The sequence below is a fragment of the Cellulomonas soli genome (genome assembly GCF_052036975.1).
GTDB lineage: Bacteria > Actinomycetota > Actinomycetes > Actinomycetales > Cellulomonadaceae > Cellulomonas > Cellulomonas soli_A.
This window is the reverse complement of sequence record NZ_JBQIAR010000001.1, coordinates 15,032-41,253: the sequence shown is the minus strand read 5'-3', so window position 1 is coordinate 41,253 and position 26,222 is coordinate 15,032. Positions and strand designations below refer to the sequence as shown.

Below are 26,222 nucleotides of genomic sequence, written 5' to 3'. Positions count from 1 at the left end.
GGAAACGGATCAGGGGTGATCGGGACGATGACGGATGCGCCACCGCAGGTGCTGCCCGCAGCCCACGAGCCGACGGGTCGGCGCCCGCGCCACCTGACCCCGACGCTGCTCGGCCCGGCGTTCGTGGCCGCCATCGCCTACGTCGACCCCGGCAACGTCGCCGCGAACCTGACCGCCGGCGCCCGGTACGGGTACCTGCTGCTGTGGGTGCTCGTCGCCGCCAACGTCATCGCGGTGCTCGTGCAGTACCAGTCGGCCAAGCTCGGCATCGTCACGGGGGAGTCGCTGCCCGGGGTGCTCGGCGCCCGCCTGCGCCGCGGTCCCCGGCTGGCGTTCTGGCTGCAGGCCGAGGTCGTCGCGGCTGCCACCGACCTCGCCGAGATCGTCGGCGGCGCCATCGCGCTCCACCTGCTGTTCGGGGTGCCGCTGCCGGTCGGCGGCCTGGTGGTCGGGGGCGTCTCGATGCTGCTGCTGGCCACCCAGAACCGGTACGGGCAGCGCCGGTTCGAGTCGGTGGTCGTCGGTCTGCTGCTGGTCATCACCGTCGGGTTCCTCACCGGGCTGCTGTTCAGCCCGCCCGACGCCCGCGGGGTGCTCTCCGGCCTGGTGCCCCGGTTCGACGGCCCCGACTCGGTGCTGCTCGCCGCCAGCATGCTCGGCGCCACCGTCATGCCGCACGCCATCTACGTGCACTCCGCCCTGGTCAGGGACCGGTTCGGCCGGGCACCCGAGCATGCGCTCGAGGCCCACCACGCCACCGACCGACCTGGGCTCGCGCACCGCACGCTGCTCGGCGCGACCCGCTGGGACGTGGCCGGCGCCCTGCTGCTCGCCGGCCTGGTGAACATCGGCCTGCTGCTGCTCGCCGCCTCCGGGCTGCGCGGCGTGCCCGGCACCGACTCGATCGAGGGTGCGCACGCCGCCATCCAGTCCGCGCTGGGCCCGGGCGTCGCGATCGTCTTCGCCATCGGCCTGCTCGCCTCCGGCCTGGCCTCCACCTCCGTCGGCGCGTACGCAGGCGCGACGATCATGGAAGGGCTCGTGCACCGGCAGATCCCGCTGCTCGTGCGCCGCGCCGTGACCCTGATCCCGGCACTCGTCCTGCTGGCGGTCGGCGCCGACCCCACGTGGACGCTGGTGGTCAGTCAGGTGGTGCTGAGCTTCGGCATCCCGTTCGCCGTGATCCCGCTGGTGCGCCTCACCCGGGACCGCTCGCTCATGGGGGAGCACCGCAACGGGCCGTGGACGCACGCGGCGCTCGTGCTCGTCGTCGTCCTGGTGGTGGCGCTCAACCTGACACTGCTGGGCCTGCTCGTCGCGGGCTGACCGGCCGGGCGGGACAATCACCGGGTGCAACGACTGAGCGTCACCGTCCCGACGCACCTGAGCGACCAGGTGCTCACGGTGCTCACCGACGACCCCGCCGTCAGCAGCCTGGCCGTGCTGCGCGGCGCGTCCGTGCGGCCCGAGGGCGACGTGTTCCTTGCCGACGTGGCCCGTGAGGCGTGCAACGACGTCGTCGAACGGCTGCTGGCGCTCGACGTGCACCGCGAGGGCTCCCTGCACCTGGAACCGGTGACGACGTGGGTGTCGAAGGCCGGCTACGAGGCCGAGCAGCTGGCCCCCGGGTCGAGCGCCGACTCGGTCGTCTGGCCCGAGGTGACCCAGCGCGCCTACGAGGACAGCGAGCTGAACTGGACGTTCCTCACGTTCCTGTCCCTGGCCACGATCATCGCCGCCATCGCGATCGTGCTGGACTCCCAGGTGCTCGTCATCGGCGCCATGGTGCTCGGCCCCGAGTTCGGTGCGGTGGCGGCGCTCGGCGTGGCCCTCGTGCGGCGACGCCCCCAGCTGTTCTGGTTCGCGGGCCGCACCCTGGTCGTCGGTTTCCTCGTGGCCATGGCGGCGACGACCGTGCTTGCGCTCGTCGCCAGCTGGCTCGGCTGGATCAGCCTCGACCACGTCACCGCCAGCCGCCCGGGCACCTCGTTCATCTACTCGCCCGACAAGTGGTCGTTCGTCGTCGCGGTCATCGCCGGCGCCGCCGGTGTGCTGTCCCTGACCTCCGCGCGCGTCGGGGGCCTGGCCGGGGTGTTCATCTCGGTCACGACCGTGCCCGCCGCGGGCAACGTGGCGCTCTCGCTGGCACTCGGCGACTCGACGGAGGTGTGGGGGAGCCTGCTGCAGCTCGTGGTGAACCTCACGGGTATGGCGCTCGCCGGGTGGTTGATGCTCTTCGCCCAGCAGGTCATCTGGGCGCGGGTGTCCCGTCGGCGCGCGACGCTCGTCGAGCGCCTGCGCAGTCCGGACCGGCCGGGCACCTGACGCGTCAGCGGTACAGCGGCAGGTCGCCCGTGAGCGACCGGATCGCCGCGTCGGGGCCGTGCAAGGCCAGCCCGAGCACCCGGTGCGTCTCGGTGGGTGCGTCGGCGAGCCGGCGGGCGTAGTCGTCGTACGTGCGGGCCCGCTGCGCGGTGTCCGTGACGTCCACGGCGGTGACGCCCGGTGTGGCGCGCGCCTTGCCGGTCAGGTGCGCGAGCCGCTCGGTGGACGCCTTGAGCACCGGCAACGTGCGGGTGCTGATGCCCGGGTGCACCACGCCGGAGGCGTCCGTCACGTCGTGCCCGACGACGTCGGGGAACATCCGCCCGAGACTCATGCCGAGCAGGGCCCCGGCGTTGAGGGTCAGGCCGGTCGGCAGGTCGTCGACGAGGGCGAGGACCAGGCGGGTGTCGGAGGTCTCGGGTGGCATCGGCAGGCGTCCTTCCGTTCGGGGATCGCCGACAACGCTAGAACGGACGAGCGGTTGGATCGGCCCAGGCCGAACGACGTGCGGGCGTCGCTGCCATGATCGTCGTCATGGACGAACTCGACCTGGCGATCCTCGACCGGCTGCAGCACGACGTGCGGCAGACCAACCGCGAGCTGGCGGCCGCCGTCGGACTCGCGCCGTCGTCGTGCCTGGCCCGCGTCCGTGCCCTGCGTGAGGCCGGTGTGATCCGCGGTGCGCACGTCGACGTGGACCTCTCGGCGATCGGTCGCAGCGCGCAGGCGATGGTCGCGCTCAAGATCAAACCGCAGGCGTTCGGCTCCGCGGGCACGTTCGAACGGTGGATCGCCGACCTGCCCGAGACGCTGTCGGTGTTCATGGTCTCCGGCGCGTCCGACTTCCTGGTGCACGTGGCCGTGCCGGACACCGACCGGTTGCGCGAGTTCGTGCTCGCCCTGGCCAAGCGGCCCGAGATCGCCGACATCCGCACGTCCATCGTGTTCGACCACACGCGCAAGCAGGTCGTCGAACCGCTCGGACCCGGGCGTCGGTCGAACCCGTGACGAGATCCGCACGCTGACCTGCGCCATCACCCGCCGCGCGACGGTTCGGCTGTCGGACCCTGCCTCTACTGTCAGCCGCGGTGCGACGGGTCGTCAGGACCCTCGCCGAGGACAGGAGCGGTGATGAAGCACGTCGAGGTCGGCCCGGACGGTGCACGCATGGGCTACGTCGAGCTCGAGGGTGACGGCCCGGCGCTCGTGTACCTGCACGGGCTCGGCTCGTGCTCGGTCGCGTACTTCGCCCGGCCCGCCGCGGAGCCCGGCATCGCCGGCCGGCACGTGCTCATGCTCGACTTCCTGGGCTTCGGGCTCAGCGACCGCCCGGCCGCGTTCGGGTACACGGTGACCGATCACGCCGACGCCGTCGCGCGGGCGCTCGACGCGCTGGGCGTCACCGGCGCGGACGTGGTCGCGCACAGCATGGGCGGGGGCATCGGGGTCGCGCTCGCCGACCGTCGCCCCGACCTGGTGGGCCGTCTGGTGCTCGTCGAGCCGTCGTTGCACCCCACCCCGCGGCCGATCCCCGAGTCGTCCACCGAGCAGGAGTACGTGCAGTCCGGGTTCGCCCGGCGGCTGGACGACGCCGGCCCGCAGTGGGCGGCCACCATGCGCCTGGCCGACCCGGTCGCCATGTACCGCTCGGAGCTCGGCCTAGGTGCCGGCATGCCCGTGCTCGACGACGTGCTGCTCCGCCTGCCGATGCCCCGCGCGGTCATCGAAGGCGGACTCAGCGGCTGGCTCGCCGACGACCCGCGGCTGCGCGCCGCCCGGATCCCCGTCCACGTGGTGCCCGACACCGGCCACGTGATGATGCTCGACGATCCCGCGGGCTTCGCCAGCGCGCTGGTGGCGGCGCTCGCCGCCGCCGGGTAACCGACAGGGGCTACTGCCCGACGGTGTCTCCGAGGTGCGCGAGCGAGTTGATCGCGACGAGCGGGCCGACGAGGAGGACCACGAGCGCCGCGACGAGTGCGACACCCGCCAGGGCCCAGCCGCCCGCGGTGAGCGTGGGCGCGCCACGGAACGTCGCGTTCTGGTAGTCGCGCCACGCGCGGACGCAGAGGAACACGGCCGCTGCCGCGCCGACGTACCAGACGGTGTCCGCGCCGTGCATCGCCATGCCGATCGCGCCCGTCACCACGAGCACGGCGAGTGCACCGCCGAACATCGTGAAGCCCCTGCGGCGCAGCGCGATCGCCTCGTGCAGGCGGTTGCGCTGGAAGGCGTCGTCCTCGACGACGCGGTCAGCGAGGTTCAGCGACTGACCGATGCGCCAGGCGGGGACGCTGCCGAACGTCGAGGCGAGCGCCGGGGCGGCCACCGGTTCCGGAGCCATCGCCGGGACGACGGCCGGGGCCTGGACCTGCGGTGCGTTCGCTGTCGTGTGCTCGGTCCACGCTGTGCCGTCGAACCAGCGCAGCACACCGGCCGTCACGCCGTCGTCGTACCAGCCGGCAGGGGGGAGGGAGCTCACCCGACGATCGTGGCACGCGCCCTTCGGGCGCTCCGCGAGTTCTGCGGCCAATCACCCGTTTGCGGCGGTTCCGCCACGGCTCACCACTGGGAACGGACGTAGTCCTTGAGGAAGCAGCCGTACAGGTCCTCGCCGGCCTCGCCCCGGACGATCGGGTCGTAGACCCGCGCGGCACCGTCGACGAGGTCCAGGGGTGCGTGGAAGCCCTCCTCGGCGAGCCGCACCTTGGTGTGGTGCGGTCGCTCGTCGGTGATCCAGCCGGTGTCGACGGCCGTCATGAGGATGCCGTCGGTGAGCATCTCCGCCGCGCTGGTGCGGGTGAGCATGTTGAGCGCGGCCTTGCTCATGTTCGTGTGCGGGTGCCCGGGGCCCTTGTAGCCGCGGGAGAACACGCCCTCCATCGCCGAGACGTTGACGATGTAGGTCCGGCGCGCAGGTGACGCGGCGAGGGCCGGCCGGAGCCGGCTGACCAGGATGAACGGCGCGGTCTGGTTGCAGAGCTGCACCTCGAGCAGCTCCATCGGGTCGACCTGCTCGACGGTGGCGACCCAGCTGTTGGTCTCGGCCACGTCGGGGATCAGCCCGCCGGCGTCGATGGACGTGCCCGCCACGAGCCGCTCGAGGCTCGCGGCGTGCGCGGTCAGGGACTGCGCGACGAGGTCGTCCGCGGCGGCGCCGGCGGCGCGCTCGATCGCCAGCGCGGGGCTCGACAGCTCGCTGACGGACCCGGCCAGCGCCCGCGGGTGCGCGTCGCTGGTGTGCCCGAACGTCGTGATCATGCGTGCGGCGTCGGCCGGCAGCGGCGCCGACTCGGCGTCGGCCAGGTGCGTGTACGCGCCGGGCGACCGGCGCACCGTCTGCGCGGCGTTGTTGATGAGGATGTCGAGCGGACCCTGCGCGGCGACGTGGTCGGCGAGGGACACCACCTGCGACGGGTCGCGCAGGTCGATCCCGACGACGTGCAGCCGGTGCAGCCAGTCGCCGGCGTCCTCCATCGCGCTGAACCGCCGGACGGCGTCGCGCGGGAACCGGGTCGTGATCGTCAGGTCCGCACCGTCGCGCAGCAGCCGCAGCGCGATGTACATGCCGATCTTGGCGCGGCCGCCGGTGAGCAGGGCACGCCGTCCGGTCAGGTCCGTGCGGGCGTCGCGCTTGGCGTGGTGCAGCGCCGCGCACTCCGGGCAGAGCTGGTGGTAGAACGCGTCGACGACCGTGTAGTCCCGCTTGCACACGTAGCAGGGACGCGGGCGCAGCAGGGTCCCGGCGATGGCGCTCGTCGCCGCGGACGTCAACGCCAGGCCGTTGGTCTCGTCGTCGATCCGCCCCGGGCTGCCGGTCGCGGTCGCGGCGACGACGGCGGCGTCGGCCTCGGAGACCATGCGGCGCTTCTCGTCGCGCCGGTGCTTCTTGGCCGCCTTGAACAGCGCCGCGGCCGCGCGACGGGCCTGCGCGTGCTGCGGGTGCGTCTGCGGCAGCGCCGCGACCTGGTCCGCCACCCGCAGGAACGTCTCGAAGTCGGCGGGCAGGACGCCGGGCTGCTCGGGAGCGGTGGCGTCGAGGGAGTCGCCGACACCGGGCGCCGGCGTGCTTGTCTGCGCGCTCATGCGCCGTCCGTCCTGCAGGGGGAGGGCTGTCGCGGTCTCGCGGGCCCGGGCAATCGTAAGCAACGGCGGGTTCTCGCCGCACACCCCCAGGTCGGGCAGCGAACGGTCAGCGGGGTGGGGCGCTCTCCGGCACCGTCGCGTCGGCGGCCCACGAGGCCAGCAGCCGCAGGCGTTCCGCGGACGGGGAGCCGGGTTCGGCGGTGTAGACGAGCAGCACGTGCCCGGGTTCGGCGGTGATGGCCAGCTCCTCGTAGGCCAGCACCAGCTCGCCGACGACGGGGTGGTGGAACCGCTTGGTGCCGGAGCCGTGCGTGCGCACGTCGTGCGCGGCCCACAGGCGCCGGAACGTCTCGCTGCGGGTGGACAGCTCACCGACGAGGTCCTGCAGGGCCTTGTCGTGCGGGTCGCGACCGGCCTCGGCGCGCATGATCCCGACGCACATCTCGGCGAACAGGTCCCAGTCGGGGTAGAAGTCGCGGGCGGCCGGGTCGAGGAACTGGAAGCGCGCCAGGTTCGGGGTGCGGCCGCCGTCGCCGAGCACGGGGGAGTAGAACGCGCGGCCCAGGTCGTTCGTGGCCAGGAGGTTCTGCTGCGGGTCGCGGACGAACGCGACGGCGTGGGTGATGGCGGCGAGCGCCCAGTGCAGACTGGGTCGGGTGGCTCCGGGCCTGCTGGTTCGGCGGCGCGGGCGGCTGCTGGTGGGGATGCCGTCGGCGGCACGGGCCAGGTCGAGCAGATGGGCGCGTTCGGTGTCGTCGAGCTGCAGGGCACGGGAGACCGCCTCGAGCACGGAGGCCGACGCCCCGGCGATGGCGCCGCGCTCGAGCTTGGCGTAGTACTCGACGCTGACGCCCGCGAGGGCCGCGACCTCGCTGCGGCGCAGCCCGGGCACGCGCCGGTTCGACCCGGCGACCACGCCGGCGGCCTCGGGCGTGACGCGGGCGCGGCGGGTCATGAGGAACTCGCGGACCTCGGCTCGGGTGTCCATGCGCAGCAGGCTAGGTGGCGCACACCCCTGGTGGGGTGCCCTGGCAGTACACCTCCCAGCAGGGACTCCCGGGGCAGCGGCCGGGGCGCGAACCTGGGGTGTCCCGGTCGTCGCGCGTCGCCGTGCGGCGGGAGGACCACAAGAGAGAGGCATCACCATGCGTGCAGTCGTCATGGTCGCCCCGGGCGACGTCCGGGTCGACGAGACCAGCCGGCCGACGATCGTCGAGCCGACCGACGCGATCATCAAGCTGTCCGCGACCTGCATCTGCGGGTCCGACCTGTGGCCGTACCGGGGGGCGGACCACGTCGACCACCAGCCGATGGGCCACGAGTACGTGGGTGTCGTCGACGAGATCGGCTCGGCAGTCACGACCCTGGCGGTCGGGGACTTCGTCGTGGGGTCGTTCTTCGCCTCGGACAACACGTGCGAGATCTGCCAGGCCGGGTACCAGTCGCACTGCGTGCACCGGAAGCCCGGTGCGCTGCCGGGTGCGCAGGCCGAGTACGCCCGGATCCCGCTGGCCGACGGCACGCTGGTGGCCACCCCGGGCATGCCCGACGCGGACCTGATCCCGTCGTTGCTGGCCGCGTCCGACGTGCTGGGCACCGGCTGGTTCGCGGCCGTGGCCGCCGAGGTCGGGCCGGGCAAGACGGTTGCCGTGGTCGGGGACGGCGCGGTGGGCCTGCTGGGTGTGCTGGCCGCCCGGCAGCTGGGTGCGGAGCGGATCATCGCGATGTCGCGGCACGCCGACCGGCAGGCACTGGCCCGCGAGTTCGGTGCCACGGACATCGTGGAGGAGCGCGGCGACGCGGGTGTGGCCCGCATCAAGGAGCTCACCGGTGGGCTCGGCGTGCACTCCACGATCGAGGCCGTGGGTACGCAGGAGTCGATGCTGCAGGCCATCCGTGCGACCCGCGCCGGCGGGCACGTCGGGTACGTCGGGGTGTCGCACGACGTGGCGCTGCCGGGCCTGGAGCTGTTCTTCTCGGGTGTCCACCTGCACGGCGGCCCGGCTCCGGTGCGCCGGTTCCTGCCCGAGCTGATCCGGCTCATCTGGGACCGCACGATCGACCCGGGCAGGGTCTTCGACCTGACGCTGCCGATCGAGGACGCGGCCGAGGGTTACCGGGCCATGGACGAGCGGCGCGCCACCAAGGTGCTGCTGACCTTCTAGGAGGGACGACGGACATGAGGTTCATCCCCAGCGGCGGCAGCACGGCCGCCGGCCCGGAGGACTGGTTCACCGGCACCGTGTACATCGACGGCGTCCGCACGCCGGACGAGCAGTCGGCGATCGGCTGCGCGCACGTGCGGTTCGCCCCGGGTGCGCGCACGGCCTGGCACCGCCACCCGAAGGGTCAGACGCTCTACGTGACCGACGGTGTCGGCTACGTGGCGCGCCGCGGCGGCCCGGTGCAGGAGATCCGCCCGGGTGACGTGGTCGTCATCGAGCCCGGCGAGGAGCACTGGCACGGGGCCACACCGGACCGGTTCATGGCGCACGTGGCCATGCAGGAGGCCGACGAGCACGGTCAGGTGGTCACGTGGTTGGAGCACGTGCCGGACGAGGAGTACCGGGGCGCCTGACCGGCGTGCCGTGACTGCCGTCACCTGGTTCCGCGCGGGGCGGTTCTGTCGGGGACACTGGGGGGCAGCAGTTCGTCGTTCGAGAAGGAGTCAGCCGTGCCCCAGGGAACCGTCCGTTGGTTCGACGTCGATCGGGGGTTCGGCTTCCTCGCCCTCGAGGACGGCGCCGAGGACCTGTTCGTGCACGCCTCCGAGATCCTCGGGGAGGACCGGCTGCTCCGCGAGGGCCAGGTCGTCGAGTTCGAGGTCGGTGAGGGTGACCGCGGCCCGCAGGCCCGTCGGGTGAAGGTGATCGGCGGCCACGCGCCCGACGCCGCGCTGGGTGTGCTGGGCACGGTGTCCTGGTACGAGCCGGCCAAGGGGTACGGCTTCGTGTCGCCCGACGGTGGTGGCGCGGAGATCTTCGTGCACAGCTCGGCCATCGTCGGTGGCGGCGTGATCGCCGAGGGTCAGCGGGTGGCGTTCCTGGTCGTCGACGGCGAGAAGGGCCCGCAGGCGGACCATCTGCTGCCGCTCGGTGCCGGTGCCGGGGCGGGTGGCGGTGCGCAGGCCGCTGCGTCCGACGGTGCCGACGGCACGGTGACCTGGTACGACGCGGACAAGGGCTTCGGGTTCCTCACGCCCGACTCGGGTGGCGACGACGTGTTCGTGCACGTCAAGGCCCTGGGTCGGGGCCTGACCGGGTTGTCCGAGGGCGACCGTGTGGTGTTCGACGTGGCCCCCGGTGAGCGTGGGCCCCAGGCCCGCAACGTGGACCTGGTCCGCGGGTCCGGGCACCGCTCGGCACCCGCGTCGTCGCCGCGCGGCGGCCGTCCGGGCTCGTCGTCGGCGTCCGGCCCGGTGCGCGGCGGTGAGGGCGTGGTCGCACGCTTCGACGCGGACCGCGGGTTCGGTTTCATCACCCCGGACGCGGGTGGCGCGGACCTGTTCGTGCACGTGTCGGTGGTGCGCGGTGGCGAGTCGCTGTTCGAGGGCGACCGGGTCCGGTTCAAGGTGCGCCAGAGCGACCGGGGCCCGCAGGCGGACGACGTCGAGCTGCTCTGACGCACCGCCCGGGCGTTCAGCGCGGGTCGACGCGCAGGGTGGTCGCGGTCGCGACGGCGCTGGTGATCGCCCGCACCGGCGAGCCGTGGCCGTTCCGGTCCGGGTGGGCGCGATGGCTCCCAGGTCGGCAGGGGTCCAGCCGGTCGTCGTGGTGCGGGGCGCTCAGGCCTCGGGGATGTCGCGGCCCCACCCTGCGACCGTGACGGTGTCCGGGTCGGGACCCCCGCGCAGGCCGGTGTCGAGGGCGTCGATCGCGGCGAGCTCGTCGTCGGTCAGCGTGAGGTCGGCGACGGCGAAGTTCTCCGCGATGCGCGCCGGGGTGACGGACTTCGGGATGGCCGAGCGACCCTGCTGCAGGTGCCACCCGAGCATCACCTGCGCGGGGGTCCGACCGTGCGCAGCGGCGATCCGGCCGATGGTCGGGTCCTGAAGGGTGCTGCGACGCGCACCGTCGCCCCAGCCCGGGTAGAACGTGATGCCACCGATGGGCGACCACGCCTGCGTCACGATCCCGTGCTCGGCGTCGGTCGCGAGCACGTCGGGCTGCCGGAAGTACGGGTGGACCTCCACCTGGTTGAGCGCGGGCGCCACGGTGGCGTCGCCCAGCAGGCGCTCGAGGTGGTCGGGCATGAAGTTCGAGACCCCGATCGCGCGCACCCTGCCCTCGGCCAGCAGGTGCTCGAGCGCGCGGTAGGCGTCGGCGGCCAGGTCGGGCTCGCTCGGCAGCGGCTGGTGCAGGACCAGCACGTCGATGACGTCCAGGCCGAGCTTGCCGGCGGACTTCTCGAACGCGTGCAACGTCGCGTCGAACCCGTAGTCGCTGACCCAGACCTTCGTCTCGACGACGACGTCCTCGCGCGGCACCCCCGACTCGCGCAGGGCCCGCCCGACCTCGCGCTCGTTGCCGTACGCGGCGGCCGTGTCGATGTGCCGGTAGCCGACCTCGAGAGCCGTGCGCACCGCGGTGACGGTCTGCTCGGGCGGGGTCTGGAACACCCCGAACCCGAGGGCGGGGATCGTCACGCCGTTGTTCAGGGTGAGGGTGGGGATCGGGGGCGTCGTCATGTCGTGCACGCTAGGAAGCGGCCGGGCCGTGCGGGAGGGTCTGTCATTACCTCGCTCTGCCAGCCCGGGCACGACGGATCGTCCTGCCCGGTAACGCCAGGGCCTCCCGGCATCCGGCCGCCGGTCGTACCGTCGACGGATGGACCTGAGAGCCGAGACCCGTGAGTTCCTCACGACTCGCCGCGGGCGCATCACCCCCGAGCGGGCGAACCTGGCGGCGTACGGCGGCAACCGCCGCGTGCCGGGCCTGCGCCGCGAGGAGGTCGCCATGCTCGCCGGCGTGAGCATCGACTACTACACGCGCATGGAGCGCGGGAACCTGGCCGGTGTCTCCGAGGAGGTCCTGGAGTCGTTGGCGCAGGCCCTGCAGCTCGACGAGGCCGAACGCGGGCACCTGTTCGACCTGGCCCGGACGGCCAACGCCTCCGGCGCGGCGCGGTCCCGGGCCCGCCGGGCGCCGACAGCCGTGCTGCGACCTGCGGTGCAACGCATCCTCGACGCGCTGGGCGCACCGGCCTTCGTCCGCAACGGGCGCCTCGACGTGCTGGGCACCAACCTGCTCGGGCGTGCCCTGTACGCGCCGCTGTACGACTCGCTCTCCTGCGCGCCGGGCGAGCCGATCAACTCGGCCCGGTTCATGTTCCTGGACCCGGCAGGCGCCGAGGCGTTCTGGGGTGCGAAGGCCGACCGCATGGCGCACGACTCGGTCGCGCTCCTGCGCGCCGAGGCGGGGCGCAACCCGTACGACAAGCGACTGACCGACCTGGTCGGCGAGCTGTCGACCCGCAGCGAGGACTTCCGTCGCCTCTGGGCCTCGCACGACGTGCGCTACCACCGCTCGGGCACGAAGGTCTTCCACCACCCGGCAGTCGGACGGCTCGAGCTCGACTACGAGGCGCTCGTGCTCCCGGCCGACCCCGGGCTGCAGGTGAACGTCTACACGGCGGTGCCGGGCTCTCCGTCCGCGGACGGGCTGCAGCTGCTGGCGTCGTGGGCAGCCACGACGCTGGTCCCGTCCGGCGCGGGAGGATGACCGACGTGAACCGCCTGACGTTCGAGCAGGTGACCTCGAGCCGGTTCGGTCTGGCGTACTGGGAACCGCTCGTCGACGGCCGCCCGGTGCGTGGGCTGCTCCATGACCCGGACGCGACGGGTCAGGTCGGTGAGCGCGAGCACGTCGGCCCGGCTGGCGAGAGTGTCCCCGTGCTCGTCCACAACTGGCCGGTGGCCGGTACGGACGGGGCCGAGGAGCTGCTGGGGCGGAAGCCCTCGGCGCTGCCCGGTGGCCGGGTCGCGCTGTACGTGTGCTCGGTCTGCGGCGACGCCGGCTGCGGGGTGGTCTCGGCCGCCGTCGAGTGGTCGGAGGCCACAGTCGTGTGGCGGGAGTTCGGCTGGGACACCGACTGGGACGACGGTGAGGACGACATCCGGTTCGAGGGCGGACCGTTCGTCTTCGATCGTGAGCAGTACGAGGGTGAGCTGCTCCGCTTCGTCGAGACCTATGCGGCGGTGCGGGCCTCGGTGCCCGCATACCCGGCCTCGGCGGCTCCCTCGGTGAGGCCGACGCGTCGGTCGTGGTGGCCGTGGTCGCGCTGAGTGCTGCCGTCGACCTCACCCGGCGGGCTATCGGGGGTGGCGCTCGTCCCAGGTGAGGATGCGCGTCCTGGTCGACCTGCAGAACGGCATCACCACTCTCCCGACGGTGCACGTGGAACTCCTCGCGCGCTGACGAGCCGGTCGGCGGATGCTGCGGCCCAGAGGGGCCGGGAGGCTCACGGGCGCGCTGCGCACCACAGTGTCCAGCGGTCCTGCTCCGTGATCGGTCCGTCCGGCAGGCGCCGCCGCAGCTCGGCCACGAGGTGCACGAGCTCGTCGTCGTCGAGCTCGTGCAGCAGCGACCGTCCGGTCCGGGCGCTCACGTCGGCGAGGTAGGCGTTGCGGTCGGGGTAGTGCCGTCGCACCTCCCACAGGCTGTGGACGGCCGGCCTGTCGAGGCCCTGAGCGACCATCGCGTCGCGCAGGGTGGCGCTGTCCGGGCGGCGACGAGCCTCGACGTCCCGCAGGCGAGGGAACACCTCGAAGATCCACCCGCGCGGATGGTCCGGCGACCCTGGCTGGTGGACGTCCTCCATCGTCCGGTCCTGCACCAGGTAGTGCCCGCCCGGGCGCAGCAGACGGTGGGCCTCGGCGACGACGGATCGCAGGTCGGGGACGTGGTGGACGAGCGCACGGGCGAAGACGATGTCGTGGCGGCCTCCGGGAAGACCCGTGGCTGCCGCATCGCCCTCGCGCAGCTCGAGGCCCGCGGGGGCATCTGCGCGGGCGGCGCCCAGGATCGGGATGCTGGAGTCGACGCCGACCACGGCGGACGCCCCGAGCCGCAGCCACTCCCGCGCGTAGGTGCCGCCGCCGCAGCCGATGTCGACGACGGTGCGTCCCGTGGCGTCGACGAGGCTCGTGACGGCTCGTCCCCAGGCGGGGTCGGCGTTGCGGCCGGAGTAGGTCAGCGCGTTCGCGGGATCGTGGAAGTCCACTGGCACGACGGTCACTCCCTGGTCGGGGCCGCTTGCCACCAGGAGCGGGGAAGCCCTGCGGGCAATTATCTTGACGTCAAGATACCTCGTGCCGCCTCGCGCGCGTGCGAGACCCGACGGGTCCTAGTCCAGGCGGCGGCGCAGCAGGCAGAACTCGTTGCCCTCCGGGTCGAGCAGGACGTGCCAGGGCTCCTCGCCGGTCTGCCCGATGTCGGCCGGCCGCGCGCCGATCTCGAGCAGGCGTGCGAGCTCGGCGTCCTGGTCGCGGTCGACCGGGTTCACGTCGATGTGCAGTCGCAGCTTGCCGGTCTTCGGCTCGGGCGAGGGACTGAGGATCAGCGTCGGCTGCAGTCCGCCGAACCCGCTCGGTGGGCCGATCTCGATCGCGCCCTCGTCGGTGTCGAGGACCACGTAGTCGAGCACCTGGCACCAGAACTCCGCCAGCCGCTGCGGGGCCTGGCAGTCGATCACCAGCTCGGAGAGTCGGGAGGCCATGCCCTCACCGTAGGGGCGGGTCCGCCGGCCCAGGGGAACAGATCGCGCCGTCCTCAAGTTGAGCCTGTCAGACTCAAGTTTGATCGACTGGGCTTGCACAGACCGGCCCGCCGTCGCAGACTTGAGCGCAGCAGGCTCAAGACACGCACGCGCGGCACCCCTGGACCCACGGGGCACGGAGGCACGCCGCCGGCACGAAGGAAGGCACAGCACATGGCACGAGCAGTCGGTATCGACCTGGGCACCACGAACTCGGTGGTCGCCGTTCTCGAGGGTGGCGAGCCCACGGTCATCGCCAACGCGGAGGGGTCGCGCACCACGCCGTCCGTCGTCGCGTTCTCCAAGACAGGTGAGGTGCTGGTCGGCGAGATCGCCAAGCGCCAGGCCGTCACGAACGTCGACCGCACGATCACCTCGGTCAAGCGCCACATGGGCACCGACTGGTCGACGGCGATCGACGAGAAGAAGTACACCGCGCAGGAGATCTCCGCGCGCGTGCTCTCCAAGCTCAAGCGCGACGCCGAGGCGTACCTGGGCGAGCCCGTCACCGAGGCCGTCATCACCGTCCCGGCGTACTTCAACGACGCCGAGCGCCAGGCCACCAAGGACGCCGGCACCATCGCGGGCCTCAACGTACTGCGCATCATCAACGAGCCCACCGCCGCCGCCCTGGCCTACGGCCTGGAGAAGGGCAAGGAGGACGAGCTCATCCTGGTCTTCGACCTGGGTGGTGGCACGTTCGACGTGTCCCTGCTCGAGGTCGGCAAGGACGACGACGGCTTCTCCACCATCGAGGTCCGCGCGACCTCCGGCGACAACCGCCTCGGCGGCGACGACTGGGACAACCGGATCGTCGAGTGGCTGGTCGCCGAGGTGAAGAACACGACCGGCGTCGACCTGTCGAAGGACAAGATCGCCCTGCAGCGTCTGCGTGAGGCGGCCGAGCAGGCCAAGAAGGAGCTCTCGTCCGCGACGAGCACCAACATCTCCATGCAGTACCTGTCGATGAGCGAGAACGGCCCCGTCCACCTGGACACCAAGCTCACGCGGGCGCAGTTCCAGCAGATGACGCAGGACCTCATCGACCGGACCAAGGCGCCGTTCCACTCGGTGATCCGCGACGCCGGCATCAAGCTGGCCGACATCGACCACGTGGTCCTGGTCGGCGGCTCGACCCGCATGCCCGCGGTCACCGAGGTCGTCAAGGAGCTCACGGGCGGGCGCGAGCCCAACAAGGGCGTCAACCCGGACGAGGTCGTGGCCGTCGGTGCCGCGCTGCAGGCCGGTGTCATGAAGGGCGACCGCAAGGACGTCCTGCTCATCGACGTCACCCCGCTGTCGCTCGGCATCGAGACCAAGGGCGGCGTGATGACCAAGCTCATCGAGCGCAACACGGCCATCCCGACCAAGCGCTCGGAGATCTTCTCCACGGCCGAGGACAACCAGCCGTCCGTGCTGATCCAGGTGTTCCAGGGCGAGCGCGAGTTCGCCCGCGACAACAAGCCGCTGGGCACGTTCGAGCTGACCGGCATCGCGCCGGCCCCGCGCGGCGTCCCGCAGATCGAGGTCACCTTCGACATCGACGCGAACGGCATCGTGCACGTGTCCGCCAAGGACCGCGGCACGGGCAAGGAGCAGTCGATGACGATCACCGGCGGCTCGGCCCTCCCCAAGGAGGACATCGACCGCATGGTCAAGGAGGCCGAGGAGCACGCCGCCGAGGACAAGGCGCGCCGCGAGGAGGCCGAGACCCGCAACACCGCCGAGCAGCTCGTCTACTCGATGGAGAAGCAGCTCACCGACAACGGCGACAAGCTGCCCGAGGACGTCAAGACCGAGGTGCAGACCGCGGTCACCGAGCTCAAGACGGCGCTCGAGGGCACGGACATCGAGGCAGTCAAGACCAAGCACGCCGCGCTGCTGGCCGTCGGCCAGAAGATCGGCGAGGCGCTCTACGCCTCCGACCAGGCCCAGCAGGCCCAGGCCGACGCGCCCGCCGAGAGCACCTCGGCCGCTGACGACGACGTCGTCGACGCCGAGATCGTGGACGACGAGGACGAGAAGAAGTGACCTCGCACGAGGGCGCCGGCGGCGACGAGCACGAGGTCCCGCGCTTCACGGACAAGCGGCGCATCGACCCGGAGACGGGTCAGGTGCGCACGCCCGAGGAGCAGGTGCTCGCCGACGCCGCGGAGACGCTGGCCGGGGCCGAGGAGGCCGTGGTGCTCGAGGGTCTCGTCGAGACCCAGAAGCTCGCGGCCGAGCGGCTCGAGGAGCTGCAGCGGGCGCAGGCCGCCCACTACAACCTCGAGCAGCAGTACTCGGCGTACGTGAAGCGGTCCAAGGCGGAGGCGATCACCGCGCACGAGCGGGGTGTCGCCGCGCTCGCCGAGGCGCTGATCCCGGTGCTGGACGACATCGCGCTCGCCCGGCAGCACGGTGACCTCACGGGCCCGTTCGCCTCGATCGCCGAGAAGCTCGAGTCCACGCTCGAGCGGTTCGGTGTCGAGCGGTACGGCGAGGCGGGCGAGGCGTTCGACCCGGCCGTGCACGAGGCGCTCATGCACGCGCACTCGGCCGACGTGACCGAGTCGACCGTGCAGGCGGTCCTGCAGCCGGGCTACCGGACCAAGGACCGCGTGCTGCGGGCGGCGCGCGTGGCCGTCGTCGACCCGGAGGCATGACATCCTCGGCGCCGTGAGCGCGGGCGAGGCGGTAGGTCGGCGATGTGAGCGTGGGACGGACGAGAAGGAGACCCGGTGACCGGCCAGGACTGGTTGGAGAAGGACTTCTACGGTGTCCTCGGTGTGCCCAAGGACGCCGACGCGGCCACGATCAAGAAGGCCTACCGCAAGCTCGCCCGCTCGATGCACCCGGACCACAACCCGGGTGACGCGGTCGCCGAGGCGAAGTTCAAGGAGATCGGGGAGGCGTACGCCGTCCTGTCGGACGCCGAGCAGCGCGGTCAGTACGACCAGCTGCGGGCCATGGCGGGCGGCGCACGCTTCACCTCCGGCGGGCGCGGCGGCACGGCCGGGTTCGAGGACCTGTTCGGGTCGATGTTCGGCGGCGGGGGCGCGGCCGGCGGCGCCGGTGGCCCTCGCGTGCGGTACTCGACCCCGGGCGCGGGTGCCGGCGGTGCCCCCGGGTTCGAGGACCTGCTCGGCGGCCTCTTCGGCGGTGGGTCCGGGTACGGGGGGCGCGGCGCCCAGCAGGGCGTGGACCTCGCGGCCACCACGACGTTGCCCTTCCGTCAGGCCGCGACGGGCTCCACCGTGCAGCTCGGCGTCGAGGGCCGCACGGTCACCGCACGCATCCCCCCTGGGGTGCGCGACGGGCAGAAGATCCGGCTGCGCGGCAAGGGTCGTCCCGGCCAGGGTGGCGCCCCCGCGGGTGACCTGGTGGTCACCGTGCACGTCACGCCGCACCCGGTGTTCACGCTCGACGGCGCCGACCTGCGCCTGACCGTGCCCGTCGCGTTCGACGAGGCGGCGCTCGGCGCGACCATCGAGGTGCCCACGCTCGAGGGCGGCACCGTGCGCGTCAAGGTGCCCGAGGGCACTCCGTCGGGTCGCACGCTGCGCGTCAAGGGCAAGGGTGTCGCCACGGCCAAGACCGCCGGTGACCTGCTGGTCACCGTGCAGATCGTGGTGCCGCAGCGGCTCACCGGTGCCGCACGCGAGGCCGTGCAGGCGTTCGGCATCGCCACCTCGGGTGAGAACGTGCGGGCCGACCTGATGGACGCCGCGAAGAAGTGACCTGATGGCCCTCGACGACACCCCGCGCTACGTCATCTCGGTCGCCGCCGAGATGGCGGGCATGCACCCGCAGACGCTCCGGCAGTACGACCGGCTCGGGCTGGTCTCGCCCGGCCGGACGCGTGGGCGCGGCCGGCGGTACTCGGTGCGGGACATCGCGATGCTGCGCGAGGTGCAGCGCCTCTCGCAGGACGAGGGCGTCAACCTGGCGGGCATCAAGCGCATCCTCGAGCTCGAGTCGCAGGTGGAGCGGCTGGTCACGCAGGTGGAGTACCTGCGCGCGTTCATCGAGCCGGGTCGGCGTGTGTTCACCGCCGACGCCCGCGGTGACGTGGTGGCCGGTCCGCGCGGGGCGAGGCCGCGACGCCCGGTGGCGCAGATCGAGTCGGGGTCGGTCGTGCTCTGGCGACCCGGCTCGCGCTGACGGTCCCCGAGGGGGCTTCACGTTCGGCTCGCGGGCGGCGAGCCGGTGGTCGAGGTGCGGGTCAGACCGCCGGGGCGACGGGTCGGCCTGCGGCCGGGCCCCGGTATGTGCTGGAGTCGAGCCAGAGCGCGTACAGGAAGATCAGCGGCACGAGGACCAGCCCGACCGTGAACCCGGCGCCATGGCCGAACGACAGTGACACCTGGTGGTAGAGCAGGATCTGCAGGACGATCCCGACGACCGGCACGACCATCAGCAGGAACCACCACCAGGGCTTCCCGGCGATCTTCAGCAGCACGATCGTGTTCCAGAACGGCACGAATCCCTGCCAGCTCGGCTCCCCGGCCTTCTCGAAGATGCCGGCCACGGGCAGCCCGCCGATGATCCAGCCGACGATCGCCAGGAGGATCATGCCGACGATCGCGCCGCCCGACGGGCCGGTGGTCGTGGTCGTCGTGGTCGTCGTGGTGACGGACGTGAGCAGCAGGGTCGGCAGTGTCGTCATGGGCCGAACCGTACCGATCCGGTCCCGTCCGGGTGGCGCGTTCGGTCCATCAGTTCGCGGGGCCGCGCGGGTGCCCGCCGGTCCCTACCGGACGCGTCAGCGCGGGCGCGCCGGTGCGCCCGGTAGGTACTGACGGGCGATCCGCTGCTCGGGGTGGTCGTCGCTCGCGTAGAGCACCGCGAGGAACACCCACTCGAGCGGCTTCATCACCAGGTAGACCGCGTCGGCCCGCCACGAGGTCGTCACGTGCCGGGCGACGGGTAGACCGCACCGGTCGTAGAACCCGCGCACCGCCCTGTGCGTGCGCGGCAGGCGCTCGGCGAGCACGTCCTCGAACGCGTTCGCGACGCACAGCTGCCGGTTGACGACCACGTCGTGCCCGTGCCGGACCCCGCGGCGCAGCGGACGGACCAGCCTGCGGTGACCGCCCGCGGCGACGGTGCACAGGTAGTGCTGGTCGAGCTGGACCATCGGCGGCGACTGCCGGGTGGACAGCGTCCAGTCGCTGGTGTCCAGGAACGCCCGCACGGCCGAGTCGGGCCGCTGTCCGAGCAGGAGCAGCACGGCGGTGAGCACGCCCCACACCGGCAGCGCGAGGGCGAGCGCCGCGACCGGCCAGCGAGAGACGCGGTGCAGGACCTGCTCCGACCAGGCCAGCACCCCCTGCAGGCTCGCGCGCTGGGGTGGGACCGGGTCGACCGCGCTCGTCGAGGCGACGCCCGGGTGCGGCGTGGCCGTGCGCGCGCGCTCGGTCAGCGCTGTGGCCATCACGGCCCGCGTGACGTCGACGGTCGACACCAGGAACGCGAACGGTACGAGGCAGACCAGCGCGGTGAGCGGGCTCTGCGTGGTGTGAGGCCCGACCTGCACGAGCCACGCCAGGCACACGGCCGCCGCCAGGTACGTGGCGGACAGGCACAGCACGGTGACCAGGGGTGGCTGGTGGCGCTGCGACCGGCGGAGGGCCGCCAGTGCGAGCAGCCCGGCGATGGCCAGCGCGGCGACCGTCGGGGTGTGCCAGGAGGCGACCGGCCTGTGCAGGTCCTCGAACGAGGCGCCGGCCTCGAGGGCCTCCGGCCAGTCCTTGCGCCATCCCAGGATCGACAGCAGCAGGCCGGTCAGCGGGAGCCCGAGCAGGTAGATCGTCAGCTCGACCCCTCGGGGGCGCCGGGCGTGGGAGGGGCGCAGCGCGTTGTGCAGGTGCATCCCGGTCAGGACGACGCCCAGCACCGCGAGGCCGATCAGGAGGAGGATCACCAGGCCCACGGCCAGTTCCATCACGGGTACCGCAGGGGCGAGGGCGGGGTGGTGGGTGGCACGGGTCGAGCCTGCCGTGCGCGGGGGCGTGGCATGCCAGGTTCGCAGCGCGGTCACGGGTCCTGCACAGGACCTGCGGGACTCGGTGGCGGGTGTGCGCGTGCGCGGACGCGTGGGTGCACCGGGGTGGCGGTGAGATCCGGGCGAACCGGGCGGGCGCCCTGTGGACGCCGTTGGGGACGAGCGGCGCGTCGTTGTGGACGCCCCTGTGCGTAGGGCGCCAGGGTGGCCGGATCGGCCCGTGAAGACGCAGGCCAGGGCGGTGCCCCGCCGCCCACAGGCGGTGCAGAACGCCGTGCACAGGGTGAAAACGACACGTGTGCAACACAACACCTAGTGGTGCATTGCAGTGTCAGACACCAGGTGTAGTGTCTTCTTCACGCGGCCGACCGAGGCGCCGACGAAGGTCCTACGGGGCCTCGTGGCCTTCCGGGACCTGGCCGCCAGGGCCTCACGGGAGGCCCGTCGGGGGGATCACGGACAGGACATTCGGGGGAGTGGGCATGACGATCACCGTCTACAGCAAGCCGGCGTGCGTGCAGTGCAACGCCACGTACCGCGCGCTGGACAAGCTCGGCGCGGACTACACGGTCGTCGACATCAGCGAGGACGCCGACGCGCGTGACTACGTCATGTCGCTCGGGCACCTGCAGGCACCCGTCGTCATCGTCGACGGCGACCACTGGTCGGGCTACCGGCCCGACCGCATCAAGGCGCTCGAGCAGCGCCTGGCGGCAGTCATCGCCTGACCGGACGCCCCGGGCCGGCGTCGGAGCACCGCGTCGGCCCGGCGGGCACCCGTCCTGCACGTTCGTCGCCCACCTGACCCACCGGTTCCACCAGGCGAGGAGAGCAGGTCGATGAGTTCGCTGGTCTACTTCTCCTCCGCGTCCGGCAACACCCACCGCTTCGTCGCCAAGCTCGGCATCGACGCGCAGCGCATCCCGCTGCTCCCGGCCGAGCCCTTCCTGCGCGTCCACGAGCCGTACGTGCTCGTGGTGCCGACGTACGGCGGCGGCAACGAGGGGGGCGCCGTCCCCCGGCAGGTCATCAAGTTCCTCAACGACGAGGACAACCGTGCGCTGATCCGCGGCGTCATCGCGGCCGGCAACACGAACTTCGGCGAGGCGTACTGCATCGCGGGGGACATCATCGCGGCCAAGTGCCACGTCCCCCACCTGTACAGCTTCGAGCTCATGGGAACCACTGAGGACGTGCAGCGCGTCCGAGAAGGATTGGGGCAGTTTTGGCAGCGACAGCGACAGATTCCCGCGTGACTCCCGCGACGGGGCTGGACTACCACGCCCTGAACGCGATGCTCAACCTGTACGACGCGGACGGCAAGATCCAGTTCGACCAGGACCGTGAGGCCGCGCGGCAGTACTTCCTGCAGCACGTCAACCAGAACACGGTGTTCTTCCACGACCTGGACGAGAAGCTCGACTACCTGGTCGAGAACAAGTACTACGACCCGGCCGTGCTCGCGCAGTACGACCGCGCGTTCATCAAGACGCTCTTCAAGCACGCCTACGCCAAGAAGTTCCGGTTCCAGACCTTCCTCGGCGCGTTCAAGTACTACACGTCGTACACGCTGAAGACCTTCGACGGGAAGCGCTACCTGGAGCGGTTCGAGGACCGCGTCTGCATGGTCGCCCTCTCGCTCGCCGAGGGCAAGGAGGAGTTCGCGCTCCACCTGGTCGACGAGATCGTCTCCGGTCGGTTCCAGCCGGCCACCCCGACGTTCCTCAACCTCGGCAAGGCGCAGCGCGGCGAGCCCGTCTCCTGCTTCCTGCTGCGCATCGAGGACAACATGGAGTCCATCGCGCGCGGCATCAACTCCGCCCTGCAGCTGTCCAAGCGCGGCGGCGGCGTGGCACTGCTGCTCAGCAACATCCGCGAGCACGGCGCGCCGATCAAGCACATCGAGAACCAGTCGTCCGGCGTCATCCCGGTGATGAAGCTGCTCGAGGACTCGTTCAGCTACGCCAACCAGCTCGGCGCGCGCCAGGGGGCCGGTGCGGTGTACCTGCACGCGCACCACCCGGACATCATGCGGTTCCTGGACACCAAGCGTGAGAACGCCGACGAGAAGATCCGGATCAAGACCCTCTCGCTGGGCGTCGTCATCCCGGACATCACGTTCGAGCTCGCCAAGAAGAACGAGCCGATGTACCTGTTCAGCCCGTACGACGTCGAGCGCGTCTACGGTGTGCCGTTCGCCGACGTCAACGTGTCGGAGAAGTACCACGAGATGGTCGACGACGGCCGGATCCGCAAGACGAAGATCAGCGCCCGCGAGTTCTTCCAGACGCTCGCCGAGCTGCAGTTCGAGTCGGGCTACCCGTACGTGATGTTCGAGGACACGGTCAACCGCGCGAACCCGATCAAGGGCAAGATCACGCACTCGAACCTGTGCTCGGAGATCCTGCAGGTCTCGACGCCTTCCACGTTCAACGAGGACCTGTCCTACGACCACGTCGGCCGGGACATCTCGTGCAACCTCGGCTCGATGAACATCGCGCTGTCGATGGACTCGCCGGACTTCGGCCAGTCGGTCGAGACGGCGATCCGGGCGCTGACGGCCGTGTCGGACCAGACGAGCATCGAGTCGGTCCCGTCGGTCAAGCGCGCGAACGCCGGCGGGCACGCGATCGGCCTGGGCCAGATGAACCTGCACGGGTACCTGGCGCGCGAGCGGATCTTCTACGGCTCCGAGGAGGGGCTGGACTTCACGAACATCTACTTCTACACGGTGGCTTACCACGCGATCCGTGCCTCGAACCTGCTGGCGCAGGAGCGCAAGCAGGCGTTCTACGGGTTCGAGGACTCCAAGTACGCGACGGGCGAGTACTTCGACAAGTACGTGACCGGCACGTGGGAGCCGAAGACCGCGCGGGTGCGCGAGCTGTTCGCCGAGGCGGGCATCCACATCCCGACGCAGGACGACTGGCGCGAGCTGGCTGCACTCGTCAAGGAGCACGGTCTCTACAACCAGAACCTGCAGGCCGTGCCGCCCACCGGCTCGATCTCGTACATCAACCACTCGACGAGCTCGATCCACCCGATCGCGTCGAAGATCGAGATCCGCAAGGAGGGCAAGATCGGGCGCGTCTACTACCCGGCGCCGTTCATGACGAACGACAACCTGGAGTACTACCAGGACGCGTACGAGATCGGCTTCGAGAAGATCATCGACACGTACGCCGAGGCCACCCAGCACGTCGACCAGGGCCTCTCGCTGACGCTGTTCTTCAAGGACACCGCCACGACGCGCGACCTGAACAAGGCGCAGATCTACGCCTGGCGCAAGGGCATCAAGACGATCTACTACATCCGCCTGCGGCAGATGGCGCTGGAGGGCACGGAAGTGGAGGGTTGCGTTTCCTGCATGTTGTGACGTAGGTCACACTTGGTTGCGCACACTCCCTCTCGCACATCCATCACGCATCGAACGACGAAGGAACGACATGACCCCCACGGGGAAGCTGAAGCTGGTCGACCGGGTGCAGGCGATCAACTGGAACCGGCTCGAGGACGAGAAGGACGCCGAGGTCTGGGACCGCCTGACCGGCAACTTCTGGCTGCCGGAGAAGGTCCCGGTGTCCAACGACATCCAGAGCTGGGCCACGCTCACCGAGGCCGAGAAGACGATGACGACCCGCGTCTTCACCGGCCTGACGCTGCTGGACACCATCCAGGGCACGGTCGGTGCCGTCAGCCTGATCCCCGACGCGCTGACCCCGCACGAGGAGGCCGTCTACACGAACATCGCGTTCATGGAGTCGGTGCACGCCAAGTCGTACTCCTCGATCTTCTCCACGCTGATCTCCACCAAGGAGATCGACGAGGCGTTCCGCTGGTCGGAGGAGAACCCGAACCTGCAGCGCAAGGCCGAGATCGTCCTCAACTACTACCGCGGGGACGAGCCGCTCAAGCGCAAGGTCGCCTCGACGATGCTCGAGTCGTTCCTGTTCTACTCGGGCTTCTACGCCCCGATGTACTGGGCGTCGCGCGCCAAGCTGACGAACACGGCCGACCTGATCCGCCTGATCATCCGTGACGAGGCCGTGCACGGGTACTACATCGGCTACAAGTACCAGAAGGGTCTCGAGCTGGTCAGCGAGGCCGAGCGTGCCGAGCTCAAGGACTACACGTTCGAGCTGCTCTTCGAGCTGTACGACAACGAGGTGGAGTACACGCAGGACCTCTACGACGAGCTCGGTCTGACCGAGGACGTCAAGAAGTTCCTGCGCTACAACGCCAACAAGGCGCTGATGAACCTCGGGTACGAGGCGCTGTTCCCGCGTGACGAGACCGACGTGAACCCGTCGATCCTGTCGGCGCTGAGCCCGAACGCGGACGAGAACCACGACTTCTTCTCGGGGTCGGGCTCGTCGTACGTGATCGGCAAGGCCGTCAACACCGAGGACGAGGACTGGGACTTCTGATCGTCGGGTGAGGTCGCCTCCGTGAGGCGACCTCACCCCGGTCCCCCCGAGGGGCGCCGGAGCTGTCGTCCGGTCAGCCCGGCAGGATCGCGGTGACCTGGCTGCGGACGTCCTGCAGGATCTCCTCGACCTCGGCCGTCGCGTTCACGCCGGCTGCCATGGTCACGAACTGCACCGCGGAGATGATCCGCGCGAGGGTCGCGGCGTGCTCGCCGGTGATGCGGGCGTCCCGGCGCAGCACGGCGGCGACGGCCTCTTCGGTCTGGGCGACGATCTCGAGCGCTTCGCGGTGGCGGGGTTCCTCGGGGTCGCCGAAGACCATCTCGCGCAGGTAGGTGCGGCCGTTGTCGACCTGGGTGCGGTTGCACTCCACGACGGGGCGGACGATCGCCATGACCGCGTCCACCACGTCGGGCGTGCCCTCGGCGGCGGTGCGGCCCCGGGCGAGGGCGTCGACGTAGGCGGCGTTCTGGACCAGCAGGAGCAGCTCGCCCTTGGTCTTGGCGTACAGGAACAGGGTGCCGGTGCCGATGTCGGCGCGTTCGGCGATCTGCTGGGTCGTGACGTCGTCGACGCCGTGCGCGGCGAACAGCTCGCCGGCGGCGGCGACGATCCGCTCGAGCTTGGCCTGCTTGTTGCGCTCGCGTCGTCCGACCGGCGGGGGGTCGAGGGGCATCGGATCCTCCGGGGCGAGACTCTGACTGTGCTCAGTGGCGAGGGTAGTCGCTGCCCCGCGGGCTCAGGAGGCCGCTCCGGCGGGCGGGTCGGCGAGGAAGGCCGCGGCGACGGGGGCGAACTGCTCCCAGTACTGGAAGATCGCGCCGTGCCCCGAGCGCGGGTAGATGATCAGCTCGGATCCCTTGATGCGCCGATGCAGGTCCTGGGAGAGCACCGAGGGCACCATGCGGTCGTTGTCACCGTTGGCGATCAGGGTCGGCTGGGTGATGGCGGACAGGTCCGACGGGGCCGAGCGGCCGAACTTCACGATCGCACGCAGCTGGGTGCGGAACGCGGCCAGCGTGACGTCCTGGTCGCGGTCCGAGGTCCGCTCCTTGAGGCGCGCCACGAACGCCTTCCCGGCGCGCTTGCCCTCGGCGTCGCGGGGGAAGAACAGGAACTCCTTGGGGTCCGACCGCGTCAGTGTGGCGCGTGCGACGTCCCAGTAGGTCGTGCGGACGACCTTGTCCATGTCCTTGCCGCCGCGCGGCCCGGTGCCGGTGAGCACCAACCGGCGCACCAGGTCCGGGTGCTTGAGCACGAGGTCCTGGGCGATCATCCCGCCCATCGAGAACGAGAAGATGTCGACGGTGTCGTGCCCGAGTGCCCGGATGAAGGCGTACGCGTCGTCGGCGGCCTCCTCGAGGGTGTCGCGGACCTTCCCGCTGGAGGCGCCGACGCCCAGCTGGTCGAAGGCGATGACGTGCCGGTGGGCCGCGATCGCGTCGACGATGCGGGGGTCCCAGTTGTCGAGGGTGGCGGCGAGGTGCACGAAGAACACGACCGGGACGCCACCGGTCGGGCCGAGCTCGCGGTAGGCAAAGGTGTCGGTGCCGACGCGGAGGGTGCGGGCGGGGGCCTGGGCGTAGGTGGTGATGACGGGTTCGGTGCCGGTGGTGCTCACGGGTGCTCTCCTGCGGGGTGGG

At 71.4% G+C, this 26,222-nt stretch carries 28 protein-coding genes; 17 read left to right on the top strand and 11 right to left on the bottom strand.

Annotation, left to right across the window (positions count from 1 at the left end):
- Positions 1–27 precede the first annotated feature (27 nt).
- Complete coding sequence (locus ACTHAM_RS00220) at positions 28–1,326, top strand: Nramp family divalent metal transporter (protein WP_440684176.1); 1,299 nt, start codon at positions 28–30, stop codon at positions 1,324–1,326.
- Between the two features lie 24 nt (positions 1,327–1,350).
- A complete protein-coding gene (locus ACTHAM_RS00215; RefSeq protein WP_440683562.1) occupies positions 1,351–2,325 on the top strand; it encodes a DUF389 domain-containing protein in 975 nt (324 codons plus the stop codon).
- Positions 2,326–2,329: 4 nt separating this feature from the next.
- Here ACTHAM_RS00215 and ACTHAM_RS00210 read toward each other — a convergent pair whose 3' ends face one another.
- The gene (locus tag ACTHAM_RS00210; RefSeq protein WP_440683560.1) at positions 2,330–2,752 is read right to left on the bottom strand and encodes a DUF2000 domain-containing protein; all 423 of its coding nucleotides are present in this window, start codon (positions 2,750–2,752) and stop codon (positions 2,330–2,332) included.
- Positions 2,753–2,859: 107 nt separating this feature from the next.
- Here ACTHAM_RS00210 and ACTHAM_RS00205 point away from each other — a divergent pair, with 107 nt between their 5' ends.
- Positions 2,860–3,333, top strand: a complete 474-nt coding sequence (locus ACTHAM_RS00205) for an Lrp/AsnC family transcriptional regulator (RefSeq protein WP_440683558.1) — start codon at positions 2,860–2,862, stop codon at positions 3,331–3,333.
- A gap of 123 nt (positions 3,334–3,456) precedes the next feature.
- Positions 3,457–4,206: an alpha/beta fold hydrolase gene (locus ACTHAM_RS00200; RefSeq protein WP_440683556.1), complete on the top strand. Its 750-nt coding sequence runs from the start codon at positions 3,457–3,459 to the stop codon at positions 4,204–4,206.
- Between the two features lie 10 nt (positions 4,207–4,216).
- Here the strand turns inward: ACTHAM_RS00200 and ACTHAM_RS00195 are convergent, their stop codons facing one another.
- The 3 genes from ACTHAM_RS00195 to ACTHAM_RS00185 form a co-directional block, all read right to left on the bottom strand.
- Positions 4,217–4,807 carry a DUF2510 domain-containing protein gene (locus ACTHAM_RS00195; protein ID WP_440683554.1) on the bottom strand — a complete coding sequence of 197 codons (591 nt, stop codon included), beginning with the start codon at positions 4,805–4,807 and terminating at the stop codon, positions 4,217–4,219.
- An 80-nt stretch (positions 4,808–4,887) separates the two neighbouring features.
- Entirely contained in the window at positions 4,888–6,411 is a 1,524-nt protein-coding gene (locus ACTHAM_RS00190; protein ID WP_440683552.1) for an SDR family NAD(P)-dependent oxidoreductase, read from the bottom strand.
- A 106-nt stretch (positions 6,412–6,517) separates the two neighbouring features.
- Complete coding sequence (locus ACTHAM_RS00185) at positions 6,518–7,399, bottom strand: helix-turn-helix domain-containing protein (protein ID WP_440683550.1); 882 nt, start codon at positions 7,397–7,399, stop codon at positions 6,518–6,520.
- Between the two features lie 157 nt (positions 7,400–7,556).
- On the opposite strand from ACTHAM_RS00185, the gene ACTHAM_RS00180 reads away from it, so the two are divergent.
- From ACTHAM_RS00180 to ACTHAM_RS00170, 3 genes are all read left to right on the top strand, one after another.
- Positions 7,557–8,576, top strand: coding sequence for a zinc-dependent alcohol dehydrogenase family protein (locus ACTHAM_RS00180; protein WP_440683548.1), 1,020 nt, complete (start codon positions 7,557–7,559; stop codon positions 8,574–8,576).
- A 14-nt stretch (positions 8,577–8,590) separates the two neighbouring features.
- Positions 8,591–8,989: a (R)-mandelonitrile lyase gene (locus ACTHAM_RS00175; protein ID WP_440683546.1), complete on the top strand. Its 399-nt coding sequence runs from the start codon at positions 8,591–8,593 to the stop codon at positions 8,987–8,989.
- Between the two features lie 96 nt (positions 8,990–9,085).
- Positions 9,086–10,033 carry a cold-shock protein gene (locus ACTHAM_RS00170; RefSeq protein ID WP_440683544.1) on the top strand — a complete coding sequence of 316 codons (948 nt, stop codon included), beginning with the start codon at positions 9,086–9,088 and terminating at the stop codon, positions 10,031–10,033.
- A gap of 162 nt (positions 10,034–10,195) precedes the next feature.
- On the opposite strand, the gene ACTHAM_RS00165 is transcribed toward ACTHAM_RS00170, so the two are convergent.
- Positions 10,196–11,098 (bottom strand): aldo/keto reductase, encoded by a 903-nt coding sequence (locus ACTHAM_RS00165; protein WP_440683542.1) that lies wholly within the window; start codon positions 11,096–11,098, stop codon positions 10,196–10,198.
- 139 nt (positions 11,099–11,237) lie between these two features.
- On the opposite strand from ACTHAM_RS00165, the gene ACTHAM_RS00160 reads away from it, so the two are divergent.
- Positions 11,238–12,131 (top strand): helix-turn-helix transcriptional regulator, encoded by an 894-nt coding sequence (locus tag ACTHAM_RS00160; RefSeq protein WP_440683539.1) that lies wholly within the window; start codon positions 11,238–11,240, stop codon positions 12,129–12,131.
- Positions 12,132–12,136: 5 nt separating this feature from the next.
- Positions 12,137–12,694, top strand: coding sequence for a hypothetical protein (locus tag ACTHAM_RS00155; RefSeq protein WP_440683537.1), 558 nt, complete (start codon positions 12,137–12,139; stop codon positions 12,692–12,694).
- Between the two features lie 176 nt (positions 12,695–12,870).
- Here the strand turns inward: ACTHAM_RS00155 and ACTHAM_RS00150 are convergent, their stop codons facing one another.
- Positions 12,871–13,638 (bottom strand): class I SAM-dependent methyltransferase, encoded by a 768-nt coding sequence (locus ACTHAM_RS00150; RefSeq protein ID WP_440683535.1) that lies wholly within the window; start codon positions 13,636–13,638, stop codon positions 12,871–12,873.
- A 117-nt stretch (positions 13,639–13,755) separates the two neighbouring features.
- On the bottom strand, positions 13,756–14,127 hold the full coding sequence (locus tag ACTHAM_RS00145) for a VOC family protein (protein WP_440683533.1): 372 nt from the start codon (positions 14,125–14,127) through the stop codon (positions 13,756–13,758).
- Positions 14,128–14,340: 213 nt separating this feature from the next.
- Here ACTHAM_RS00145 and dnaK point away from each other — a divergent pair, with 213 nt between their 5' ends.
- From dnaK to ACTHAM_RS00125, 4 genes are all read left to right on the top strand, one after another.
- Positions 14,341–16,197 carry a molecular chaperone DnaK gene (gene dnaK, locus ACTHAM_RS00140; RefSeq protein ID WP_440683531.1) on the top strand — a complete coding sequence of 619 codons (1,857 nt, stop codon included), beginning with the start codon at positions 14,341–14,343 and terminating at the stop codon, positions 16,195–16,197.
- Entirely contained in the window at positions 16,194–16,811 is a 618-nt protein-coding gene (grpE, locus tag ACTHAM_RS00135; RefSeq protein ID WP_440683529.1) for a nucleotide exchange factor GrpE, read from the top strand. The genes dnaK and grpE overlap by 4 nt, the downstream gene beginning before the upstream one ends.
- Before the next feature lie 75 nt (positions 16,812–16,886).
- Entirely contained in the window at positions 16,887–17,885 is a 999-nt protein-coding gene (locus ACTHAM_RS00130) for a DnaJ C-terminal domain-containing protein (RefSeq protein ID WP_440683527.1), read from the top strand.
- Positions 17,886–17,889: 4 nt separating this feature from the next.
- Complete coding sequence (locus ACTHAM_RS00125; protein WP_440683525.1) at positions 17,890–18,309, top strand: heat shock protein transcriptional repressor HspR; 420 nt, start codon at positions 17,890–17,892, stop codon at positions 18,307–18,309.
- Positions 18,310–18,370: 61 nt separating this feature from the next.
- On the opposite strand, the gene ACTHAM_RS00120 is transcribed toward ACTHAM_RS00125, so the two are convergent.
- Positions 18,371–18,814, bottom strand: a complete 444-nt coding sequence (locus tag ACTHAM_RS00120; protein ID WP_440683523.1) for a DUF5684 domain-containing protein — start codon at positions 18,812–18,814, stop codon at positions 18,371–18,373.
- A gap of 96 nt (positions 18,815–18,910) precedes the next feature.
- Positions 18,911–20,188, bottom strand: coding sequence for a DUF6688 domain-containing protein (locus ACTHAM_RS00115; protein WP_440683521.1), 1,278 nt, complete (start codon positions 20,186–20,188; stop codon positions 18,911–18,913).
- A 446-nt stretch (positions 20,189–20,634) separates the two neighbouring features.
- Here ACTHAM_RS00115 and nrdH point away from each other — a divergent pair, with 446 nt between their 5' ends.
- The 4 genes from nrdH (at position 20,635) to nrdF (ending at position 24,579) form a co-directional block, all read left to right on the top strand.
- A complete protein-coding gene (gene nrdH / locus ACTHAM_RS00110) occupies positions 20,635–20,880 on the top strand; it encodes a glutaredoxin-like protein NrdH (RefSeq protein WP_440683519.1) in 246 nt (81 codons plus the stop codon).
- Positions 20,881–20,991: 111 nt separating this feature from the next.
- Entirely contained in the window at positions 20,992–21,408 is a 417-nt protein-coding gene (gene nrdI / locus ACTHAM_RS00105) for a class Ib ribonucleoside-diphosphate reductase assembly flavoprotein NrdI (RefSeq protein ID WP_440683517.1), read from the top strand.
- Complete coding sequence (gene nrdE, locus ACTHAM_RS00100) at positions 21,378–23,528, top strand: class 1b ribonucleoside-diphosphate reductase subunit alpha (protein WP_440683515.1); 2,151 nt, start codon at positions 21,378–21,380, stop codon at positions 23,526–23,528. The genes nrdI and nrdE overlap by 31 nt, the downstream gene beginning before the upstream one ends.
- A gap of 70 nt (positions 23,529–23,598) precedes the next feature.
- Complete coding sequence (gene nrdF / locus ACTHAM_RS00095; RefSeq protein ID WP_440683513.1) at positions 23,599–24,579, top strand: class 1b ribonucleoside-diphosphate reductase subunit beta; 981 nt, start codon at positions 23,599–23,601, stop codon at positions 24,577–24,579.
- A gap of 73 nt (positions 24,580–24,652) precedes the next feature.
- On the opposite strand, the gene ACTHAM_RS00090 is transcribed toward nrdF, so the two are convergent.
- Together ACTHAM_RS00090 and ACTHAM_RS00085 are read right to left on the bottom strand one after the other, a co-directional pair.
- Entirely contained in the window at positions 24,653–25,255 is a 603-nt protein-coding gene (locus ACTHAM_RS00090) for a TetR/AcrR family transcriptional regulator (protein ID WP_440683512.1), read from the bottom strand.
- Positions 25,256–25,318: 63 nt separating this feature from the next.
- Positions 25,319–26,200 carry an alpha/beta fold hydrolase gene (locus tag ACTHAM_RS00085; protein ID WP_440683510.1) on the bottom strand — a complete coding sequence of 294 codons (882 nt, stop codon included), beginning with the start codon at positions 26,198–26,200 and terminating at the stop codon, positions 25,319–25,321.
- Positions 26,201–26,222 lie beyond the last annotated feature (22 nt).

Bases quoted from the DNA above. Each gene is read 5' to 3' on its own strand.
- ACTHAM_RS00220 (WP_440684176.1), top strand. From the start codon at position 28: ATGACGGATGCGCCACCGCAGGTGCTGCCCGCAGCCCACGAGCCGACG.
- ACTHAM_RS00210 (WP_440683560.1), bottom strand. From the start codon at position 2,752: ATGCCACCCGAGACCTCCGACACCCGCCTGGTCCTCGCCCTCGTCGAC.
- ACTHAM_RS00205 (WP_440683558.1), top strand. From the start codon at position 2,860: ATGGACGAACTCGACCTGGCGATCCTCGACCGGCTGCAGCACGACGTG.
- ACTHAM_RS00200 (WP_440683556.1), top strand. From the start codon at position 3,457: ATGAAGCACGTCGAGGTCGGCCCGGACGGTGCACGCATGGGCTACGTC.
- ACTHAM_RS00190 (WP_440683552.1), bottom strand. From the start codon at position 6,411: ATGAGCGCGCAGACAAGCACGCCGGCGCCCGGTGTCGGCGACTCCCTC.
- ACTHAM_RS00185 (WP_440683550.1), bottom strand. From the start codon at position 7,399: ATGGACACCCGAGCCGAGGTCCGCGAGTTCCTCATGACCCGCCGCGCC.
- ACTHAM_RS00180 (WP_440683548.1), top strand. From the start codon at position 7,557: ATGCGTGCAGTCGTCATGGTCGCCCCGGGCGACGTCCGGGTCGACGAG.
- ACTHAM_RS00175 (WP_440683546.1), top strand. From the start codon at position 8,591: ATGAGGTTCATCCCCAGCGGCGGCAGCACGGCCGCCGGCCCGGAGGAC.
- ACTHAM_RS00165 (WP_440683542.1), bottom strand. From the start codon at position 11,098: ATGACGACGCCCCCGATCCCCACCCTCACCCTGAACAACGGCGTGACG.
- ACTHAM_RS00160 (WP_440683539.1), top strand. From the start codon at position 11,238: ATGGACCTGAGAGCCGAGACCCGTGAGTTCCTCACGACTCGCCGCGGG.
- ACTHAM_RS00145 (WP_440683533.1), bottom strand. From the start codon at position 14,127: ATGGCCTCCCGACTCTCCGAGCTGGTGATCGACTGCCAGGCCCCGCAG.
- dnaK (WP_440683531.1), top strand. From the start codon at position 14,341: ATGGCACGAGCAGTCGGTATCGACCTGGGCACCACGAACTCGGTGGTC.
- ACTHAM_RS00125 (WP_440683525.1), top strand. From the start codon at position 17,890: ATGGCCCTCGACGACACCCCGCGCTACGTCATCTCGGTCGCCGCCGAG.
- ACTHAM_RS00120 (WP_440683523.1), bottom strand. From the start codon at position 18,814: ATGACGACACTGCCGACCCTGCTGCTCACGTCCGTCACCACGACGACC.
- nrdH (WP_440683519.1), top strand. From the start codon at position 20,635: ATGACGATCACCGTCTACAGCAAGCCGGCGTGCGTGCAGTGCAACGCC.
- nrdI (WP_440683517.1), top strand. From the start codon at position 20,992: ATGAGTTCGCTGGTCTACTTCTCCTCCGCGTCCGGCAACACCCACCGC.
- nrdF (WP_440683513.1), top strand. From the start codon at position 23,599: ATGACCCCCACGGGGAAGCTGAAGCTGGTCGACCGGGTGCAGGCGATC.
- ACTHAM_RS00090 (WP_440683512.1), bottom strand. From the start codon at position 25,255: ATGCCCCTCGACCCCCCGCCGGTCGGACGACGCGAGCGCAACAAGCAG.